Source organism: Hyphomonas sp. NPDC076881, from assembly GCF_050269995.1.
Lineage (GTDB): Bacteria > Pseudomonadota > Alphaproteobacteria > Caulobacterales > Hyphomonadaceae > Hyphomonas.
In genome coordinates, this window is record NZ_JBNNJJ010000006.1 from 174,416 (window position 1) to 194,665 (window position 20,250).

Here is a 20,250-nt window from a genome sequence, read left to right on the forward strand (position 1 = left end):
TTTGAGTATTCTGGCAGCCAGTTTGATAACCGGCCCGGTCATGGCCGAGACAATTCCGGACAAATCTGGACAGATCCGACCCCTTCTGGAGACCGCGCGGGAGAGGCACGGCCTGATCGGGCTGGGCGCCGTGGTCGCCACGCCGGAGGACGGGATCATTGCGCTCGCGGTCACCGGGGAGCGCGCGCGGGGCGGCGCGGCCATTCAGCCCACTGACGCCTGGCATATTGGGTCCAATACCAAGATGCTGACTGCGCTGGGCTGGGCACGTTTGGTGGAGGCAGGCTCGGCGCGCTGGGGGATGACGCTGGGCGAGATCTTCGAGGGCGAGACGCTGCACCCCCGCTGGCGGGATGTAACGATTGAGGAGCTGCTGGCGCATCGCTCGGGCGCGGCGGCCAATCCCGGCGTGCTGTGGATGACCGGGGCGGGGCGCAATGGCGACCCTGTGGCGCAGCAGCGCGCCAGCCTGGTGGCCAGCACCTTGCAGAAAACCCCGGCGGGCGAGCGCGGCGCGTTTGTGTATTCCAACCTCGGCTACATCCTTGCCGGAAGGGCGATGGAGCAGGTGGCGGGAACAGGGGAGACCTATGAGCAGCTGATGCGCCGTCTGGTGATTGAACAGGTACCGCAGGGCGCGGGCATGGGATTTGGCTTTGGACCGCCGAGTGCCATTCAGGGGCATAAGGGCGGCTTGTTTGGCGGGCTAAGGCCCGTGGGCACCGGGCCTTCTGCCGACAATGCGCCCGCCTTTGCCTCTGCCGGAACAGCCCATATCAGCCTTGCCGGGCACGCCCTTCTGTTGCTGCCTTTTCTGGAGGGCCCCCAGGCGCTGCCTGGCGAGATGCGCCGCAGGCTGATGACGCCCTATCCGGACGCGGCGGCGGAGTATGCCATGGGGTGGGGCGTGCAGACAGGCGCGGATGGCAAACCCGTTTATCTGCATGCGGGGTCCAACACGATGTGGCTGTCGCAGGTTGTGGTGTTGCCGGAGCCGGGCGCGGTGATCATTGTCAATACGAATGCGGCCGGCAAGCAGGCAGACGAAGCCATCCGTGAGCTGACAGGTCAGTTGATCGGCTGGGCGCAGGAAAATGCCCGCTAGAGACGTTCGGCCCGCACGACATGCCCATCTGAACGCACAAGGCGGTAATCTTCCCCCTCCGGCCAGACGCGCAGATAGGTGATGAAATCGTTCGGATTGATGCCCACCTGATCGGGCCCCTGGAAGAAGGCGCCCGGCTCAAAGCAGACCCAGGCAAGCGGGCGGTCCCAGGTGGCCTTTGCGCCGGCCTCTTCAATCATGGCCTGCAGGGCGCGGCGCGTTTCGGCCGGCGGATATTGCAGGAAGACCGAATGATAGATCACGGTCGGGCCTTCTTCGGGGCGTGAGGCGAGCTTTGCCTTCAGCCAGTCTGCCGCGTCTGCCTTGTCGACGCGGACGCGGGTGCGGCGGGCCAGCGCGATAGCGGCATCGAGCCGCGCAAGCCGTTCGGGCTGGTCGGGCCAGACATAGGATTTGAGGCGGCGGGCGGCCGAAGCCTTTGAAAGACTGATCGGCGCCTGATCGCAGGCCGCGCGGGAGGCGACGTTGAACGACATGTCGATATGATCCGGGGGCGGACCATCCCACTCGGTGTCGATGGTGACGTCGCTGTTGCCGGTAAGCTCCCAGCGGCTGGTGCGGTAATTGAACCGGTCCCAGTTCTGGTTGAGGCCAGCGCTGGCGCCCAGTTCCAGCATATGCATCGGCCCCGGAAAGAGGCTGGCGACCTTCAGGAAGCCCGGCACGAGCGCAATGGCGCGCCGGGTTTCGTTGGTCTGCGGGGGGGATTTCATGAAAACCTTTGCCGCCCGCTCGCGCCTTGTCAGCCAGTCGCGCGCGATGGGCCAGACGGCCTCCATGGTCCAGTCCGGATTGGCGCCTGGATAGACGGCGGCCAGTTCCGGCGCCTTGCCGCCCAGAACGGCATAGTGAAGGTATCCGGCGATCCGCAGGGACAGCGCATCGCGGCGGGGATTGCCCGGCCAGCCCCTGACCAGCCGCTCAACCGGCCCGCCGGCCTCGATATCGCTGGCCATGGCGTGGCACAGGGCCTCCATGAATGGAGACCCCAGCGCAGCGCAGAACCCTGCCTGCTCGCGAAAATGCGCGAGAATGTCGTCCCTGGTTGTACCCGCCACGCGGTTGTGCCCCTTCGCTCACACACTACCGATAGAGGTATGTAAAGAGACTTCATAGCCGGAATTTATTGCTGCGCAGATGATTTCTGGCGTTAACCTTGTGCCTGCCTCATGCAGCGGCAGGGCCGGGCCGTAGCCGCTGAAGGACCAGGCGCGGGCGCGGCCTGCCTGGATGAGAAAGGCTTTCCCTTCAACGGCGTACATGGCGCCGTCCGGAAGCTGGGCGGGGGTGATGATCTCGCGCGCGCGGCGGCCGGTGAGCACCTGCTGCATCGCCCCGGCGGAGAGGGCATCGGCTTCAGAGATCGAGGCGCCCGGCTTCAGGCGGCCCGCGCGGATGAGGGCCTGCCGGAAAGCTTCCGCCTCCTGCCGGCGGCATTCGAAGCAGGGCCGGTGGCCGCCCGCCAGAGCAGTCGCCTCATCCAGAAAGAAGAGTTCGGTATAATGGCCGGGCCGCATCAGCGTGCGGCGCCGGCCTTTGAAATCCAGCCGGCAGATGATCCAGCGCTGGCTGGCCCATTGCCGGGCTTTCAGTGTACGGTCTTCCCGGTGGAAGCAGCCACCCCGGTTTCCCATGAACAGGCCGCGTTCGGGCACGGCATGCAGATGCCCGAACGGGTCAGCCCGGTTCTGGAGCGGCATGGCGCGCAGCCCTCCCAGATCTGGGAGGGCTGCTGATGCCGGAACTGTCAGTCTCGGGAATATTCATTCCTGTTTGCCCCATCGAAAGCGGCCTGATTTCAGGCAGCACTTGCTGAAATCTGCGATCCGAACCGCAGGGGCAAAGGTCGTTCCGTCCGAGTTTTTCGACGAGTTCCTTATCGCCGTGTACGATCCGTACGCCGCGCTTTACGCTGGTTTCGGAGTTGAAGCCCTTGCGGCGTTTAGAGGAGACCTCGAAAGGACGGAAGTTCATCAAATGATCTGATCTTGCGGGCCATGACAACCTCCCTGTTTGTGTGGGAGGCCGTCATAACGCAAGGGCAGGTTGAACGCTAGACCCGCTCGACCGCCATGGCGATGCCTTCGCCGCCGCCGATGCAGAGGGAGGCCATGCCTTTTTTCAGGCCGCGGTCTTCCATCGCTGCCAGCAGCGTGATGAGCACGCGGGCGCCGGAAGCGCCGATCGGGTGGCCCATGGCGCAGGCGCCGCCATTCACGTTCAGCTTGTCATGGCTGATGCCGAGCTCTTTCATCGCGATCATCGGGACGACCGCGAAGGCTTCGTTGACTTCCCACAGGTCCACATCCTCGGCCTTCCAGCCGGCCTTCTTGAGGGCCTTCTGTATGGCGGGGACGGGGGCGGTGGTGAAATAGGCCGGCTCATGCGCATGGCTGGAGGCGGAGACGATCTTGGCAATCGGCGTGAGGCCGCGTTTCTTCGCTTCGGATTCGCGCATCAGCACCAGGGCGGCGGCGCCGTCGGAGATGGCCGAGGCGTTGGCGGCGGTGACCGTGCCATCCTTGCTGAAGGCGGGCTTCAGGCTGGGGATCTTGTCGGGCATCGCTTCGCGGGGAAGCTGGTCGGTGTCGATCACGGTTTCGCCCTTGCGGGTTTTCACGGTGACGGGGGCAATCTCGCGCTTGAACTTGCCGGCTTTGGTGGCGTCCTGAGCGCGCTTCAGCGTTTCGAGGGCGTAGGCGTCCTGCTGCTCGCGCGTGAACTGGTATTCGCGGGCGATCATGTCGGCGAAGTTGCCCATCGGGCCGCCTTCATAAGCGTCTTCCAGGCCATCGGTGGCCATATGGTCGCGCGCGGAGGCGGCGCCGTATTTGTGGCCCTGGCGCAGGGTGATGAGGTGGGGCGCGTTGGTCATGGATTCCATGCCGCCGGCGACGATGACGGTAGCTTCGCCCGCCAGCAGGGCGTTGCGGCCCATGACGACGGCTTCCATGCCGGAGCCGCACATCTTGTTGATGGTGGTGGCTTCGGTTTTTTTGTCGAGGCCAGCCTTGATCGCCGCCTGGCGGGCCGGGGCCTGGCCCTGGCCGGCGGGCAGGCAGTTGCCCATGATGATTTCGTCAACTTCCGTAGCGCCAAGCTTGGCTTCGGCGGTTGCGGCTTTCACGGCATGAGCGCCAAGCTCATTGGCCGAGAAGCTGGCAAGTTCGCCGAGCAGGCCGCCCATGGGCGTGCGGGCCATACCTACGATGACGACCGGATCTTTCTCTGACATGGGGCGCGTTCCTTCCTGAGAATGGTTTCTTGTGCGGCGCGGGAGAATAGGCGCCGGACATGCCGTTTCGTCAAGGCCGGGGAGGCCGGTTCCCGGCCTGCGTCAGCTGCCGAGAGCTGCTTCGATGTCAGCCGCCAGGGCTTTGTCGCCGGGTTTTACCGAGGAGGAGTAGGCCTTGATTGGCGTGCCATCGGCGCGGACGAGGATCTTGTGGAAGTTCCATTTCGGCTGCGCCGGCTCGCCCAGCGTGGTGACGGCGGCCTTGTAGAAGGGGTGCTGATCCGGGCCGGTGACGGCGTATTTCTTGGTCAGCGGGAAGGTGACGCCGTAATTGATTTCGCAGAAGGATTTGACGTCCTCCTCGCTGCCGGGCTCCTGACCGCCAAAATCATTGGACGGGACGCCGACGATCACGAGGCCGTCCGCCTTGTTCGCCTCGTAGAGTTCCTGAAGGCCGGCATATTGCGGCGTGTATCCGCAGCGCGAGGCGGTGTTGACCACCAGGATGGCCTTCGCATTGAGGGCGGTGAGATTGAGCGGTTTGCCGTCGATGCTGGTGAATTCGGTGGCGGACATGGCGATGCCGGTCTCCTGGGCAGCGGGCGGGGTGGGGGCGTCCTCCTTGGGGCCGGCGGTCGCTTCGGAGCAGGCTGCGAGCAGCATGGGGGTGGCAAGGGCGAGCATTGCTAGGCGCATCGGCGCATCTCCTGAAGGTAATCCACAGGAAGTATAGGCCGCTGAAAGGCCGCGTCATCCCCATGCGAGATGAAATGCTTGTGATTTGAAGAAGCCGGGCGGCTCAGATCAGCTTGAGGCCGACCTCGGAGCCTTTCTGCCAGACCACCTGAGCGCGGCCGGAAATTCCGACAGTGCGGGCGTTCACAGAGAGGAAGCGGGGCATGGTTTCATTGGTGGGGAAGCGGATGCGCAGGCCTGTGTCGGAATAGTCCAGCACGATCCCCTTACGGGTGTAGCCCGATTCCAGGGTGACGGTGGCTTCCCGGTAGACATGCGCGCGCAGGGGGCGGGCATAGCCTTCGCTGCGCCGCGAAGACGTCACATCTTGAATGCGCGACGGGGTAACCGTCCCGGTTTTCCGGTGTCCCAAGAGGCGCGTGAAAATAGACATGCCCAATCCCTAAGCAAGAACCATGCCGGAATACGGCCCTTGGCCGGCAACTTAGGAATTTGGGGGTTAAAGGCGAATTGACCGGGAGGGTTAAATTCTCCCGGTCAATCCCTTTTGCGGCTGTTACCAGATCCGGACGCGCTGTTCCGGCGGCAGGTAAAGCGGCGCGTCTTCGGTGACGCCGAAGGCGGCATACCATTCGTCGAGATTGCGCACGACGCCGTTAATCCGGTATTCCGGCGGGGAGTGAGGATCGGTCAGCAATTGCTGGCGCTTGGCTTCGTCACGGTATTTCGAGCGCCAGACCTGCGCCCAGCCGAGGAAGAAGCGCTGGTCACCGGTGAGGCCATCGATGACGGGGGCCTGCTCGTCTGCGCTGACCACGCCGTCACCATCGGCATCCAGGCTGAGCTGGTAAGCCTTGTAGGCCATCGAGAGGCCGCCAAGGTCGCCGATATTCTCGCCAAGGGTCAGGCGGCCATTGACGCAGGTGGCCCCGTCATCAAGCGGGCAATAGCCGTTATACTGCGCCACCAGCGCGTCGCCGAGTTGGCGGAAGGCACCCTGATCTTCCGGGGTCCACCAATTGCTGAGCGCGCCGGATGGGGCGTATTTGGCGCCCTGGTCGTCAAAGCCGTGGCCCATCTCATGGCCGATCACCCCGCCGATCGCGCCATAGTTCACGGCCGGATCGGCAGACAGGTTGAAGAAGGGCGGTTGCAGGATGGCGGCCGGGAACACGATCTCGTTGAAGGCCGGGTTGTAATAGGCATTGACCGTTTGCGGGGTCATGAACCATTTCGTCTTGTCGACCGTTGTTCCGAGGTCGGACAGATTATCGTCCATCGCCCATTTGGCAGCCGCCATGGCATTGTCGAGGGCGTTGGAGGTGACCACCAGGGTCTCATAGGTCTCGAACTTGTCGGGGTAGCCGATCTTGGGGTTGAAGCTGTCGAGCTTTTCTTCAGCCTTCACCTTGGTCTGGTCGCTCATCCAGGTGAGTTCTTCGAGGTTGACCGCCATCGCCTTGCGGAGGTTGGCGACGAGTTCATCCATCGCGGCTTTATTCTCCGGCGGGAAGTAGCGTTCGACGAATACCTTGCCGATGGCCTCGCCCATCACGCCTTCAGTGGAGGAAACCGCGCGCTTCCAGCGCTCACGCTGCTGGGGCTGGCCGCGCAGGGTGGTGCCGTAGAAGGCAAAGACTTCACGGTCGATCTCATCGGGCAGGACGTCCGAATGATCGATCAGGAAATGGGCTTTCAGATAGGCTTTCCAGGTGTCGAGCGGCGTTGCGTTTGCCAGCCGGAACATCGCCGGGAAGCCGCCGCCAAGCTTGGTGGCGTCTTCGACCGAAATGCCGGCCTCTGCCAGCTCTTCCTGTGTCGGCGGAACCTGCGCGACGAGGAAATGATCCTGCTCGCCGACGCCGATCGTGTCGAGCGCAATGGCGGCGGGGAAGGGGCCGGCCATGGCGTAGAATTCACTGCGCGAGAGTTTATTGTAGGTGATCTCCGGATTGCGCGACAGGGCCCGGTCCCAGTGGGTCTTGGCCATCTCCGTTTCGAAGGCCATGACGTCTGCGGCCGCCGCTGCCGGATCAGCATAACCTGCCTTGCCGAGAAGGGTTGTCAGCAGATCGACATATTTGGCGCGCTGCTCGGCGGATTTTTCGTCGGTCTTCAGATAATAGTCCCGGTCCGGAAGGCCGAGGCCGCTGAGGCCCATCTGGAAGATGTAGGTTTCCGGGTCCTTGTCATCGACAAACACATAGCCGCTGATTGGCGAGGCAAAGCCGACAGTAGCCGTCAGACGGCTGACATCCTCGATGCTGGCAATCGCGTCGATCTGATCGAAATAGGGTTTCACCGGCTCCAGCCCGGCGGCATTGATCGCATCCATATCGAGATAGGCTGCGTAATAGGCGCCGATCTTGCCTTCCGGCGTATCGAGGGCCGGGCCGGCCTTGGCGAGATCTTCGATGATCAGGCGCACGCGCTGTTCGGATTTTTCGCGGAGCAGGTCAAAATTGCCATAGCGCGAGCGATCCGGCGGGATTTCAATCGTGTCGATCCAGGTGCCGTTTGCATGGGTGTTGAAGTCGTCGCCGGGGCGCACTCCGGTGTTGAAGGCGGTGAGATCCACGCCCCAGCCGCCCCAGGTGTCGGGCGCGGAGAGAACAAGGCCCTCGGGTGTTGGATATTTTCCGTCGCTTGTCTGGCTGGCGGGCGGGGCTTCAGCCGGGACAAGCCCGGCTTCCGGCGGCGATGCAGGCGCTGTGGCGCAAGCGGTGGTGAGCGCGATGACTGCCGCGCCAAGGAGCAAACGTTTCATTTCCGGTCCTCCGACTGTTTGCAAAAACGACCGATGGCCGGGATGCCCGGCCATCGGCTTACTGATCAATTCAAGGGGTGGCATATGAGGCTACTCTGCCGGGTGGGCTGGCGCATCATGGCCGCCCTGGCTGGTGCCCATAAGGGCCTCCTCATCCAGCGTGACATGGCCGGTATAGCCTTCACCGATCTGGCGATATGGCTTGCCGCCCCATGTCCAGCGGAAGATGCGCCCGACTTCCACGCCGGCCGCGTAGAGGGCGGGCACCATCAGCAGTGACACGAACAGCGCAAAGGCAACCGCATAGCCCAGCGATACGATCATCGGCTGGAGGAACTGTGCCTGCACGGAGCGTTCTGCCATCAGGGGCAGGATGCCGACGAAGGTGGTGACCGAGGTGAGAAGGATCGGCCGGAAGCGGGAAACGCCGGCATCGACCAGCGCCTGCACGGCGCCGGCGCCTTCATCCCGCCTGCGGTTCACATAATCGATCAGCACGAGGTTGTCGTTGATGACGACGCCGGCGGCTGCCGCGATGCCGAAGAAGGCGAACATGGCCATGGGCACGCCGCTGACGGCCAATCCGAAGATGGCGCCGCAATAGGCAAAGGGCAGGGCCATCATCAGCAGCAGCGGCTGGGAATAGGACCGGAAAGCCACGGCGAGCAGCATGTACATCGCTCCCACACCGATCAGCAGCAGGCGGCCGATTTCAGCAAAGAAGCGCTGTTCCTGCTCATACCCGCCCGCTTCGCCGCGGATCACATCCGGGAATTGCTGGCGGAAGCCCGGCCAGAAATCCTGCTCCATCGCGCTCATGATCCGGCCCCGGCCGCCATCACCGAAGATTTCGGCAGATATGGTGACCGAACGCACCCGGTTGCGGCGGACGATGCGGTTGATGCCGGGCGCGAATTCGAATTCAGCGACCTGCGTGATCGGAATCTCCCGGCCATCGGCTGTGCGGATACGGAGCGTTTCGAGACTGTCGAGATCCTGGCGCGCCGATTCCGGGAAGCGGACCATGACGCGCACATCTTCGCCGTCGCGCGGATTGCGCTGGGCTTCGATGCCGTAATAGGCCTGCGCCACCTGGCTGGAAACATCGCTGAGGGAGATGCCCAGTGTTTCGGCGCCAGGCTTCAGCGTGACGCGGATTTCCTCGGCCGATGAGGAGAGGTTGTCCGAAATGTCATAGGCTTCGGAATAGGTGGCAAGGTGGTTTTTCAGATAGTCGGCCGCCTCGCGGAGCCGGTCGAGCTCACGGTGGCTGAGCGCGAACTGCACGCCATTGTCAGCCTCGTTGAAGGTGAAGGCAAACTCGATTGCTTCGGCGTCCTGGATTTCGCCGGTGGCGGCGCGCAGCGTTTCGGCGATGTCCTTGGAGCGGATGGTTTCGGGGCGCTCCTCAGGCGGGACGAGGCCGATGAAGGCCTGAACCTGGCGGCCGGCAGCGATCAGCGAGGCATCGCGGATCAGCCCCTCCTTGACGTCCGGGTACTGTTTGGACAGCTCTGACTTGGCAACATCGACACCATTCTGAAGCTGATCGCGCACCTGCAGCAGGCGTTCATACGGTGTGCCATCGGGCATCTCGATGTTGACCTGAATGAGGTCGGCCTCGATTTCCGGCATGAACTTGAAGGGCACGATGCCGGTGGACTGCATCGTCACGGCAATGGCAAACAGCGAGAAGAAGAAAGCGACGGTGGCGTAGCGGAAGCGGATCGCCTGTTCGAGCACCGGCTTGTAGAGGTTGTTGGCAAACCACAGCATACTGTCGGCGATGCGCCGCTGCATGGCCATGAAGCGGCCCGTGCGGCCGTCGAAGGCCTGCTTCTTCATGTGCGAAAGGTGGTTGGGCAGGATCAGCATCGACTCGATGATCGAGAAGGTGAGGGCGGCGACCACGACAAAGCTGATCTGCTGGGTGAACATGCGCGTCGGGCCGGTGATGAAGGCCCAGGGCAGGAAGGCGATGATGGTCGTCAGCACGCCGAAGATCACCGGCTTCATCACCATCTGTGTACCGGCAATGGCCGCGTCGAGACCTTCGCGCCGGCCGGATTCCACCTCCCTGTGTATGTTCTCGCCGATGACGATGGCGTCATCCACGATGACCCCGATCACCAGCAGCACGGCGAAGGTGGACAGGATGTTCCAGGAGACGCCGAAGAAGGGCATCAGCATGACGGCGCCGGCAAAGGCGGTGACGATGCCCGCGGTGACCCAGAGGGCCACGACCGGACGCAGGAACAGGATCAGCACGAGCATGACCAGCAGGGCGCCCTGCAGCGCCGAATTGGTGATCAGGTCCATCCGCGCGTCGAAGGTTTTGGAATCGTCCCAGAGGATATCGATCTTCATGCCTTCGGGCAGGATGCCGTTGGCCGGATCATTGGCCCGCTCGATATAGTCGCGGAAGCCCTTGGCGTATCTCGGGATGTCCATCTGATCGGGCTCAGGTGTCATCACGAAGATGGTGTTGCGGCCGTTGAAGGTGGTGCTGAGCTTGTCGCTGACGAGGCCGTCGATGACGGTGGCGACATCGCTGACGCGGACGGTGCCTTCATTGCTGGTCTGGCGGATGACGATGTCGCCGAACTGCTCGGCCGAGTCGGCGATGTTGCGGGACATCAGCGAAACATCGCCCACGGGGGATTCAATGCGCCCGCCCGACGAGTTGAGCGAGGTGCTGCGTACAGCGGCGGCCACATCGTTCAGCGACAGGCCGAACCGGCGCAGCGCTTCTTCGGACACTTCGATGCTGATCTGCTCGTCCATCGTGCCCTGCATGACGGCGAGTTCCCCGCCGGGAAGGCGGGCAATGTCGTCGCGGACCTTCTTGCCGACGCGGCGGAGCGTTTTCTGGTCAACGTCGCCATGGACCACCATGCCCATGAACGAGTTGCGCTGTTCCCAGCGGGTCACCTGCGGGCGATAGGCCGCCTGCGGAAGGTTGTTGATCTGATCGACGCGGATCTTGATCTCGTCGAGGAAGACATCCATGTCGATGTCATCCCGGCCGCGGATGTTGACCACGCCGGAGCCTTCGGTGGCGATCGAGGTAATCCGGTCGAGGCCGTTGATGCTGGCGACGGCTTCCTCGATACGGGCAACGATCTGTTCTTCGATGTCACGCGGGGAGGCGCCGTTCCAGGCAACCGAGACCGAGGCCCCGGAAACCTTCACGACCGGGAACATTTCCCGCTCCATCGCGCTGTAGCCGAACACGCCGCCGGCAAAGGCGATGATCATCAGCAGGTTGGCGGCAACCGCGTTACGGGTAAACCAGGCGACCAGGCCGTTCATTGCGCGCTCCCCTCGCCGCCTTCCTGGGTGCCGGCATCAGCGAGCGCTTCGGTATCGGCCTTTTTCTTCTGGCCATGCACCTTCACCGTCCCGTCAGGCAGGCGCTCGAGCACGGTGATGCTCATGCCGTCGAATGCCGCCTGGATGGGGCTGGTGACGGCGAGTTCGCCGGGCTCCACGCCGGAGCGCAGATACGCGCCGGTGCGATCGGAATAGGCCACATCCACGGGGCGGATGGAGAGCTTTCCAGTTTTCGCGTCGCCGATGAACAGGCGGTTGTCGCCCCGCAGCGCGGCGCGCGGCGCGATCAGGACATTGTCCAGCTTTGCGCCTTCGATACGGGCGTTGACGAACAGGCCGGGCGCCATTGGCGCGCCGTCATCAGCGCCTTCGCCGAACGGGTCTTTCAGCTCGGCAAAGACATTGATCTGGCGTGTCTGCGAGTTGATGGCCGCGCCGGTGCGTACGACTTCGCCGATCCAGGTGCGCGGCTGGCCGCCAACGACAGCGGAGAATTCGACGCGGGGGCCGGGGGTCTGGGCCGTCGAGGAAAACGCAATCGGCAGGCCAAGCTGGCCAAGGTCGGCATCCTTCAGGGGCAGGGCAACTTCCACCACATCGGTGGCGAAGATGTTACCCAGCGACTGGCCCGGCGAGACGAACTGGCCAATGTCGGCCGAACGTTCCCGCACGCGGCCATCGAAGGGGGCGATCACGGCGGTCCGCCCAAGGCTGAGTTCAGCCTCGGCAAGCTGGGCCTTGGCCGATTCAAGGGCTGCGCGGGCTTCAGCCAGCTGCGGTTCGCGGCGGGCGAGCGGGGAGGCGTCCGACAGGCCAAGGTCGGTCAGATCCTTCTGCGCCAGTTCTGCTTCCGCTATCTCGCGGGCAAGGCCCTGCTCGGCGCTGGCGACAACCGACCGGGCACGGACGACAGCAAGCTCATAGTCAGCCGGCTCGACACGGACGAGCACCTGGCCACGCTTGATGAAACCGCCATCGACAAAATCGGGTGACACATAGGTGATGCGCCCGGAAATCTGCGGGGCAACGATGATCTCACGCTTGGGGCGCACTTCGCCCTGCGCTTCGACGGTGATCGTCAGGGAGCCGGATTTGACCTGTTCGGCAAAGACGTTGAGGCCGGGTCTGGGCTCGTCATTCTTCTCCGGCTCCGGCTTCATCGCCGTGACGGCAACGACGCCTCCCACCCCCAGCACAAGCAGGATGGCAATTGGTGCGATGATGGCGATCAGGCGTCCCATGGCGTCTATCTCCTGCCGCTTTCGGCGGCGTCAGTGTCAAACAGGTCTTCCTCGGAAGCGAGTTCCATTCCCGGAACCCCGCCACCCAGGGCGAGATGATAGTTGATGCGGTTGCGGGCGCGGTCTGCCCGCGCCGATACCAGCTGGCTTTCTGCAGTCAGCCGGCGTGTTTGTGCGTCGATCAGGTTGAAGATGTTCACCGTACCGCTGGAATACTGGCGCTCGGCGATTTCCTCGGCGAAGCGGGCTTCTTCCAGCGCGCGCGTCTGGGCCTCTTCCTGACGGGCGATCAGGATGTCAGCCGTCAGAGCATTCTCGACCTCGCGCCAGGCGTCCAGCACCGCGCTGGCATAATTGGCGACAGCCGCTTCGGCCTGCGCGATGGCCGCCAGGCGCTGGGCATTCAGACGGCCGCCGCTGAAGATCGGCTGCGTGATGCTGCCGATCAGGCGGGCGGCGATCAGCGAGGGATCGAGCGCGTCGGAAATATCGGTCTCGCTTGTGCCCGCCGAGCCTGTGAGGCTGAGGCTGGGCAGTAGCGCGAGGCGGGCTTCTTCAGCGCGCAGGCCAGCACTGACGATCCGGGCCTCCAGCGCAGCAATGTCCGGGCGGCGTGACAGGAGGAAGGCGGGATTGCCCACCACATCCATCGGCGGCAATTCGGGAATGACGGCCGGGGCGGTCAGCTCAGCCGAAGGGTAGCGGCCAAGCAGCACTTCCAGGCTACGGGTGGTCTGGGTGGAGAATTGACGCTGCGCGGCGATAGAGGCTTCGGCCTGGGCAAGCGCGCTGCGCGCCGTGCGCAGTTCCAGCGGCCCGTAAATACCGGCGCGCACACGCGGCTCTGTGAGGTCCACCACGCGCTGGCGCGCTTCATAGGTGAGAACGGCGATGCGCTCCTGCGCGAGGGCTTCATTCAGGTTGATCCAGGCAATGGCGGTCTGGCCGGCAACCGAGAGTTCTGACGCGGCAAGGTCGGCCGCTGTGGCGGCATACTCGGCGTCGGCCTGCGCGATGCCATTGGAAATCCGTCCCCAGAGGTCGAACTCCCAGCTGGCATTGAGGCCGAGGCCATAGCTTTCGCCATTGATGCGGTCTGTTCCGCCGCCAGGAAGGGCCACGCCGGTCGAGGTGCCGCCAAAGCTGCCGGTGGCGGAGAGGGAGGGCCACCGCGCGCCCCGCGCGCTGCGGGCAAGCGCAGCAGACGCCCGCAGGCTGGCGGCGCGGGATTCAAGCGTGGGGTTTGCGGCAACAGCTTCTGCCACAAGATCATTCATTGCGGGGTCGTTGAACTGGTCGAGCCAGTTACCCGTCTCTGCTACACCGGCAACGCCGCGCGCGGCCCATTGGGCGGGCGCGTCTGGCGCGGTGGCGAACAGGGCTTCCCGGTCGGTGGACAGACGCTCCACGGCGCTCGGGGAAGTGGCGCATGCCGCAAGCATGGCCGTGCCCATAAGAAGGAAAGAATTTTTCATGCGGTTTCCGGCGCTCCGGGCTGCCTTGGGGTTGCGATACGCTCGTCCTTGCCGAGCGTCAATGATAAATTATCGATTTTCAATAACTTTTTGTCCTTGCTCATCAACTGGCCGCTTGGACCTACAGATTTGCCGATCTTGGCTTCCGGTTATGGGCGCGGTAGCCGCCACTCGAATGACCGGATAGGATTCGATGCTACAGGTGGCGCATTTATGAACGATGGATCTGAAACAGACGGTTTACAGCCTTCCCGGCAGTCGATGACGCGCCGGACGCGGGACTTCGCAGTCCTGGTCCTGACGACCGGAACGGTGATGCTGATCCTGGCGCTTACGGGCTCCCTCGGGCTGATCGAGGCGCTGACGGCCATGTTCGTTATCGGGGCCATCGCGGCGGCTTATTATGTCGGTTCTGCCGCGATGCAGGTGCCCGTGCCCGCCAAGCCGCTCGAAGCGTCCCGGCGCGAGGGGATGGCCATTGCCGACTTTCTATCCGCCCTTCCGCTTCCGGCTTTCGAGGTCAGCCGGGAGGAGCAGAGGATCACGTCTTTCAACCAGCCAGCCGCAGTTTTCCTGCGGCTCGGCCAGCGGCGGTCTGCGCCGCCACGCGCCAGCGCCATTATCCGCGCGCCGGCTTTGCTGGCTGCCATCGAGACCTGTTTCAATGCGGCGGGGCTGGGCTCTGCCGAAATCGAGATGGAAATCGGCCCGGAGGAGCAGTGGCGCGCGCACATTCATCCCATTCCGGTGAGCGGGAACCTGATGGTGGTGCTGGAAGACCTCACCCCGGTCAAACGTGCCGCGCGTGCGCGCGCCGATTTCCTGGCCAATGCCAGCCATGAGCTGCGCACGCCGCTGACCGCCATTTCCGGTTTCATCGAGACGATGCGCGGCCCGGCCCGGGAGGATAAGGACTCCTGGGACCGCTTTCTCAGCATCATGGCGGGGGAAACAGAGCGGATGAGCCGCCTGATTGCGGATCTCCTGTCCCTTTCGCGGATCGAGAGCGCCGAACATGTGCAGCCGACGGCGCGGGAGCATTTCGGCGATATCGTCATGAATTCGGTGGATGCCCTGCAGCCGCTGGCGAGCGAGAAGGGGGTGGAACTGGTGTTTGACGAGCCCGAAGCTCTGCCGGCGGTGACCGCCAATCGGGATGAGCTCATCCAGGTGGTGGAAAACCTCGTCTCGAACGCGATCAAATATTCCAAAGGCGGGCACAAGGTGACGATCCGGTGCGGCGTGGCGGCCGATGCGTTCGCCGCGCGGACCGAGGTGGCGCAGGTCTGGCCGGACAGCGAGCGGATGACGCTGCTGCAGACCTCCAACCGCGTGGCCATCAATGAGCCGACGGTCTGGATGCGGGTGGAGGATCAGGGGCCGGGCATTGAGCGGGAACACCTGCCGCGCCTTGGCGAGCGGTTCTACCGCGCCGATCAGAGCCGGGGCGGCAAGATCACCGGGACGGGGCTTGGCCTTGCCATCGTCAAGCACATCATGGCCCACCATCGCGGCGGGCTGGCGGTGGAGACGGTGATGGGGCAGGGCACGGCGTTTGGCGTCTGGTTGCCGGCTGCGCGGGAAAACCAGGGCGCCTAGCTGATCGAGATTGTCCCTGAACGGTAAAGCCCCCGGGGCGGGGGGCACCGGGGGCTTCCTTCCGTCTGGCGAGATGGAATGCTGGGCTTGTCAGCCCGCAATGCGCCGGACGTAGTCGTATTCTTTGCGACCTTCGCGCTTTCTCGCAGGCTGGAATGCAACGGCTGCATGCTCAGCGCAATAGGGTCCGCAGTCTGCCTTGCGTCCGCAGAAGGCAAATTTCGGGTCGGCGGGGTCGCCGATCGGCCATTTGCACATGGAGTCGCGCAGGGTGAGGATGGTGGCCGGGGTGCCGTCTGCCATCGGCAGGGGCGGCAGCGGGGCAAGGGCGGTGGCGCGCTGCGGGGTGGCCGGAACATCGGTCAGGCCGGGGAGTGTTTTTGCGGCCGGCGCTGCTGCAGGCGCTGCAGCGGCGGGGCTGGCCGCCTCGACCACGAAACGGGGCTTCGGACGCGCCAGGCGCGGCGGGCGCTTCACAGGGCGCGAGGGGGTCGCGCGGCCCGACAGGCCAAGGCGGTGAACCTTGCCGATCACGGCATTGCGGGTCACCCCACCCAATTGTTTGGCGATCTGAGAAGCCGAATGGCCTTCGGCCCACAGCTTCTTGAGCACTGTTACCCGTTCATCAGTCCATGACATGGCTTGCAGGTCTCCCGCTTTGGGCTGAACCCCACACTGAGCCCAAACCCACTAGATGTTGTGACGGCTGGTAAACGCCGCCCCTCTCGACACCTAGATATCGTATCAGGACCGAAATGAAACACAACATGGGCCCCGCGCTTTCCACAGAGTTTCTATATGTTGTGTTAAGGATTCCACAGGCAGGCGGGCCGGAAAAGTCGAGGGGCACCCCTCGCGCAACCCGCGCGCATCGCCTATTTGCCTTGCATGGATACGATTCCCGGCACTTCGCAATCTCGCCTTCGCCAATATGGCGCCTTCAACGGCCTTGGCCTGTGGACACTTTACAAAAGGGAGGTTGGCCGCTTCCTGAAAGTCTGGATGCAGACCGTATTCGCCCCGGTGGTGACCACGCTGCTGTTCATGACGGTGTTCAAGCTGGCGTTCGGGGATCGTGGCCGGCTGACGGGCGATTTCGAGGGGCTGAACTATAACGACTTCCTGGCGCCCGGCCTGATCATGATGGCGATCCTGCAGAACGCCTTCGCCAATACGAGTTCAAGCCTGCTGCAGGCCAAGTTCAATTCCACGCATGTGGACTTCCTGATGCCGCCGCTCTCGCCGCTGGAGCTGACGATCGCGTTCCTGGGCGGGGCGGTGACGCGCGGCCTCGTCGTGGCGGCGATCTCCGCCATTGCGATCCAGCTGTCGGGGCTGGCCAATCTTTCGGTGGCGCATGTCTGGCCGATCCTGTGGTTTACCCTCACCTCGGCCATCATTCTGGGGGCGCTTGGCGCCTATGGCGGCATCTGGGCGGACAAGTTCGACCATCTGGCCGCAGTGACCAACTTCGTGATCGTGCCGCTGACATTCCTGTCGGGCACCTTCTACGACATCAAGGTGATGGTCGAGCCGTTCCAGACCATCGCGCATTTCAACCCGATCTTCTACATGATCGACGGCTATCGCTATGGGCATCTTGGCGTGGCCAACGGGTCCATCCTGATGGGGGTGGCCTATACCGGCATCCTGTCGCTGGCATCGATGGTCTGGGTCTGGCTGCTGTTCCGCAAGGGCTACAAGCTCAAGGCCTGACGGCTAGAGCGCGGCCCTGGCGGCGTCCTTCCGGTAGCTGCGCGTTGCCATGAGCAGGCAGACGATGCTGGAGGCGTTGAAGAGCAGGATGATCTCCAGCGACCGGGCGAGCGGCTGGGCGGCGCCCGCGCCCGCAAAATGATCTGACAGCACCCCGGCAATCCATGGCCCGCAGCCGATGCCGATCAGCGTCAGGCAGAACAGCATGAACGCCGACGCAAAGGACCGCATCCTGAGCTTCACCAGCTCCTGCGAGGCCGTATAGGCAACGCTGGCATAGATGAGGCCGATGAAGCTCGGCACGATGTTCCAGACATAGGCCATCTCAACTGTCGGCGCGCGCAGGAACATCCAGGCGAAGGGCAGGGCAATGGCGGCGCACAGCGCGATGATCAGCGGGCGCCAGCGCAAATCCTTCTTCGACAGCGTATCGCAGACCCGGCCGAGCACAATGGCCCCGACACTGCCCACCCCGCCGATCAGGATGCCGAGCGGCAGCGAGACCTGGCCAGGGGAAAGACCATAGGTGCGCTGAAGATGGCTGGAGGTGAAGACAAGAAAGGCGTTTGCCGAAACGCAGATCAGCAGGCAGCCCGCCATCAGCCAGAGATAGGAGGACTGGCTGAAGATGAATTTCAGCGTTTCTCCCAGAGAGGGCGCCGGGCCGTCATCCGTGCGCTGATCTGCCAGACCGCGCACCGGTTCGCGGATGCCGAAGCGGACGATCAGGGCAAGGATCAATCCGGGAATGCCCGCCACGAAGAAGGCAACCCGCCAGCCAAAAAGCTCGTTCACATAACCGCCGATGGCAAAGCCCGCCATGATGCCGATGCCTATGCCCGAGGTGTAGATGCCCAGCGCGGTGGCGCGCTCCTGCGGGGGATAGAGATCTGCGATCATCGAGGTTGCCGGGGGCGTGCCGCCCGCTTCGCCCACGCCGACGCCCATGCGCGCCAGCAGCAGATGCCAGTAATTCTGGGCGAGGCCTGAAAGCGCCGTCATGGCAGACCAGAGGCCGAGGGCTATGGCGATGATATTGCGCCGGTTGCCCCGGTCTGCCCACATCGCCACCGGAATGCCGAGCGTGGCATAAAAGGCAGCGAAAGCCAGGCCGGAGAGCATGCCCAGCTGGCTGTCGCGCAGGCCCAGCTCTGTCTTGATCGGCTCCAGCAGGATCACAAGGATCTGCCGGTCCACATGGTTGAATGTGTAGGTCAGGGTGAGGACCGCAAGGATCCAGGCGCGGCCGGAAATCTTCGGAGCGGCGTGCGGCAGGGCAGGGCTGGTCATGCCGCAGTCTCCAGACGGTTGAGGAAGGCAGCGAGGGCGGAAACGGCCGGGGGTTCGTCCAGGATCGGGGCATGGCCCACCCTTGGCACGGTGGCGAGGGTGGCATCAGGATGCCGCTTCGCCATCTTTTCTGCGGTCTCTGCCGACAGAATGTCGGAAATCTCTCCACGGACGATCAGCAGGGGCGCCTTTCTTGCCGCGCCGAATAGGCGCCACATCAGGAAACTGGTGAAGACGCCGGGCTTTACCTTGCCGAGCGAGCTGGCAATTCCGGGATCATAGGCGGGGACGACCTGGCGTGTCGGCAGCTCCTTATAGGTTCGCCGGGCAAAATCCATCCAGCGCTCGTCGGTCATGTCCGGAAAGGCGGCGCCCTGAAGTGTTTTCACGGCGGCCGCCGCGCTCTCCCAATCGGTGACGGGGGCGACCTTGCCGGCATAGGAGGCGATCCGCGCAATGCCGGCTTTCTCCACTGCCGGGCCGATATCATTCAGCACGATGCCCGCCACGCGCCCCGGCGCGGCCCGCGCCATGAGCAGCGAGATCAGCCCGCCCATGGATGTGCCGATCAGGGCGGCGCGCTTTATGCCGAGCGTGTCGAGCAGGGCCAGCATGTCCCTTGCATAGACGGGCGGCTGGTAATTGTCTGTATTCGGATCATAGGCGGATTTCCCGCGCCCGCGCACGTCCACCGCGATATAGCGATAATGGCCGGGCAGGGCGGCGATCATCGGCTCGAAATCCTGATGATTGCGCGTCAGCCCATGGATGCAGAGCACGGTGAGGCGGGCGTCTTCCGGGCCATAGGATCTGGCGTAGAGCGCCAGGCCATCCTGCGATGTCCAGGTGATATCGGTGCCCTCTGGCAGCATACGCCTTGTCTCCCCCTACGGAAGCTGATGTTCCGTTTCAACAGATGTTGAAAAATAGACGCAAACCCTGCACAAAGGCAAGCGCAATGGGCCGCTTTGACAAGCAGGCTTTCTGGCCCATACCCTGAAGGGGACAAGGCCTGAGGAGGAACACCCTGACCGCACGCATCAAGACGCCGCCGCCGAAAGCAGATCGCCGGACCGCCATCCTGGATGCGGCCGAAGCCGAGTTCAGTGCCCATGGTTTCGATGGCGTCACCCTGCGGACAATTGCCAAGCGGGCGGGGGTCGACCTTGCCCTGCCAAACTATTATTTCGGCCCGAAGAAGCAGTTGTTCGACACGGTTTTCATTCGCCGGGCGCAGATCGTGAACCTTTGGCGCGAAGAGGCGCTGAAAGCCGCCATCGAAGCAGCGCGCCCGCAACCGCCCACGGTCGAGGCGATCATCCGGGCCTATCTGGAGCCAATGCTGACCGGGCCGCATCTGGAAGATCAGGGCTGGAAGAACTACTACGCCCTCGTGGCCTATGTGAACAACTCGCCCGGCTGGGGCGGCCGGCTGATGGCGGAGCATTTCGATCCGCTGATCCGCCAGTTTCTGGACGCGCTGCGCCTCTCGCTTCCGGGAATGGACGAGAAAGACCTCTATTGGGGCTATCAGTGTTTCTCTGGCGCGCTGACCCTGGCGCTCGCCCAGACGGGCCGTATCGACCATCTTTCCGGCGGTGTGTGCCGGTCTGATGACCTCGCCGATGCCTGCGAGCATATGGTGTATTTCATCACCGGGGGATTTGAAGCGGCCCGCCGCGCGGCGCCCGCCGCCCTCACCCCTCCGGCGCCCAAGCGCCGCGCCGCAAAGCGCGGCTAAAACCGCGCCTGCCACAGGGGGGGGGCGGCAA

General features: G+C 63.9%; 17 protein-coding genes and 1 pseudogene. 5 read left to right on the forward strand and 13 right to left on the reverse strand.

Annotated elements, in window-relative coordinates; genetic code table 11:
* Window positions 1–40: 40 nt before the first annotated feature.
* Window positions 41–1,105: a serine hydrolase domain-containing protein gene (locus ACQKI2_RS08735; protein ID WP_427379301.1), complete on the forward strand. Its 1,065-nt coding sequence runs from the start codon at window positions 41–43 to the stop codon at window positions 1,103–1,105.
* On the opposite strand, the gene ACQKI2_RS08740 is transcribed toward ACQKI2_RS08735, so the two are convergent.
* The 10 genes from ACQKI2_RS08740 to ACQKI2_RS08785 form a co-directional block, all read right to left on the reverse strand.
* Window positions 1,102–2,184: a DUF2332 domain-containing protein gene (locus tag ACQKI2_RS08740; protein ID WP_427379302.1), complete on the reverse strand. Its 1,083-nt coding sequence runs from the start codon at window positions 2,182–2,184 to the stop codon at window positions 1,102–1,104. The genes ACQKI2_RS08735 and ACQKI2_RS08740 overlap by 4 nt on opposite strands.
* Window positions 2,185–2,202: 18 nt before the next feature.
* The gene (locus tag ACQKI2_RS08745) at window positions 2,203–2,826 is read right to left on the reverse strand and encodes a hypothetical protein (RefSeq protein WP_427379303.1); all 624 of its coding nucleotides are present in this window, start codon (window positions 2,824–2,826) and stop codon (window positions 2,203–2,205) included.
* A complete protein-coding gene (locus ACQKI2_RS08750; RefSeq protein ID WP_157532902.1) occupies window positions 2,804–3,100 on the reverse strand; it encodes an SEC-C metal-binding domain-containing protein in 297 nt (98 codons plus the stop codon). The genes ACQKI2_RS08745 and ACQKI2_RS08750 overlap by 23 nt, the downstream gene beginning before the upstream one ends.
* 79 nt (window positions 3,101–3,179) lie before the next feature.
* Window positions 3,180–4,361 (reverse strand): thiolase family protein, encoded by a 1,182-nt coding sequence (locus tag ACQKI2_RS08755; RefSeq protein WP_427379304.1) that lies wholly within the window; start codon window positions 4,359–4,361, stop codon window positions 3,180–3,182.
* 102 nt (window positions 4,362–4,463) lie between these two features.
* Entirely contained in the window at window positions 4,464–5,057 is a 594-nt protein-coding gene (locus tag ACQKI2_RS08760; RefSeq protein ID WP_427379305.1) for a glutathione peroxidase, read from the reverse strand.
* Between the two features lie 103 nt (window positions 5,058–5,160).
* Complete coding sequence (locus tag ACQKI2_RS08765) at window positions 5,161–5,490, reverse strand: PilZ domain-containing protein (protein ID WP_427379306.1); 330 nt, start codon at window positions 5,488–5,490, stop codon at window positions 5,161–5,163.
* Between the two features lie 123 nt (window positions 5,491–5,613).
* Complete coding sequence (locus ACQKI2_RS08770; RefSeq protein ID WP_427379307.1) at window positions 5,614–7,824, reverse strand: M13 family metallopeptidase; 2,211 nt, start codon at window positions 7,822–7,824, stop codon at window positions 5,614–5,616.
* A gap of 90 nt (window positions 7,825–7,914) precedes the next feature.
* On the reverse strand, window positions 7,915–11,136 hold the full coding sequence (locus ACQKI2_RS08775; RefSeq protein ID WP_427379308.1) for an efflux RND transporter permease subunit: 3,222 nt from the start codon (window positions 11,134–11,136) through the stop codon (window positions 7,915–7,917).
* A complete protein-coding gene (locus ACQKI2_RS08780; RefSeq protein WP_427379309.1) occupies window positions 11,133–12,398 on the reverse strand; it encodes an efflux RND transporter periplasmic adaptor subunit in 1,266 nt (421 codons plus the stop codon). Before ACQKI2_RS08780 ends, ACQKI2_RS08775 begins: the two co-directional genes overlap by 4 nt.
* A 5-nt stretch (window positions 12,399–12,403) precedes the next feature.
* Complete coding sequence (locus ACQKI2_RS08785; protein ID WP_427379310.1) at window positions 12,404–13,873, reverse strand: efflux transporter outer membrane subunit; 1,470 nt, start codon at window positions 13,871–13,873, stop codon at window positions 12,404–12,406.
* 213 nt (window positions 13,874–14,086) lie between these two features.
* Here ACQKI2_RS08785 and ACQKI2_RS08790 point away from each other — a divergent pair, with 213 nt between their 5' ends.
* Complete coding sequence (locus ACQKI2_RS08790; RefSeq protein WP_427379311.1) at window positions 14,087–15,472, forward strand: sensor histidine kinase; 1,386 nt, start codon at window positions 14,087–14,089, stop codon at window positions 15,470–15,472.
* Window positions 15,473–15,562: 90 nt separating this feature from the next.
* On the opposite strand, the gene ACQKI2_RS08795 is transcribed toward ACQKI2_RS08790, so the two are convergent.
* Window positions 15,563–16,111, reverse strand: a complete 549-nt coding sequence (locus ACQKI2_RS08795) for a GcrA family cell cycle regulator (protein ID WP_427379312.1) — start codon at window positions 16,109–16,111, stop codon at window positions 15,563–15,565.
* A gap of 249 nt (window positions 16,112–16,360) precedes the next feature.
* On the opposite strand from ACQKI2_RS08795, the gene ACQKI2_RS08800 reads away from it, so the two are divergent.
* Window positions 16,361–17,188, forward strand: coding sequence for an ABC transporter permease (locus ACQKI2_RS08800; protein ID WP_427379313.1), 828 nt, complete (start codon window positions 16,361–16,363; stop codon window positions 17,186–17,188).
* A gap of 3 nt (window positions 17,189–17,191) precedes the next feature.
* Here ACQKI2_RS08800 and ACQKI2_RS08805 read toward each other — a convergent pair whose 3' ends face one another.
* Window positions 17,192–18,478, reverse strand: a complete 1,287-nt coding sequence (locus ACQKI2_RS08805) for a spinster family MFS transporter (protein ID WP_427379314.1) — start codon at window positions 18,476–18,478, stop codon at window positions 17,192–17,194.
* Window positions 18,475–19,350 carry an alpha/beta fold hydrolase gene (locus ACQKI2_RS08810; RefSeq protein ID WP_427379315.1) on the reverse strand — a complete coding sequence of 292 codons (876 nt, stop codon included), beginning with the start codon at window positions 19,348–19,350 and terminating at the stop codon, window positions 18,475–18,477. Before ACQKI2_RS08810 ends, ACQKI2_RS08805 begins: the two co-directional genes overlap by 4 nt.
* 209 nt (window positions 19,351–19,559) lie before the next feature.
* On the opposite strand from ACQKI2_RS08810, the pseudogene ACQKI2_RS08815 reads away from it, so the two are divergent.
* Window positions 19,560–19,679 (forward strand): annotated as a pseudogene (locus ACQKI2_RS08815) (TetR/AcrR family transcriptional regulator); the annotation flags it as partial.
* Window positions 19,680–19,682: 3 nt separating this feature from the next.
* The gene (locus ACQKI2_RS08820; RefSeq protein ID WP_427379317.1) at window positions 19,683–20,219 is read left to right on the forward strand and encodes a TetR/AcrR family transcriptional regulator; all 537 of its coding nucleotides are present in this window, start codon (window positions 19,683–19,685) and stop codon (window positions 20,217–20,219) included.
* The last annotated feature ends 31 nt before the right edge of the window (window positions 20,220–20,250 follow it).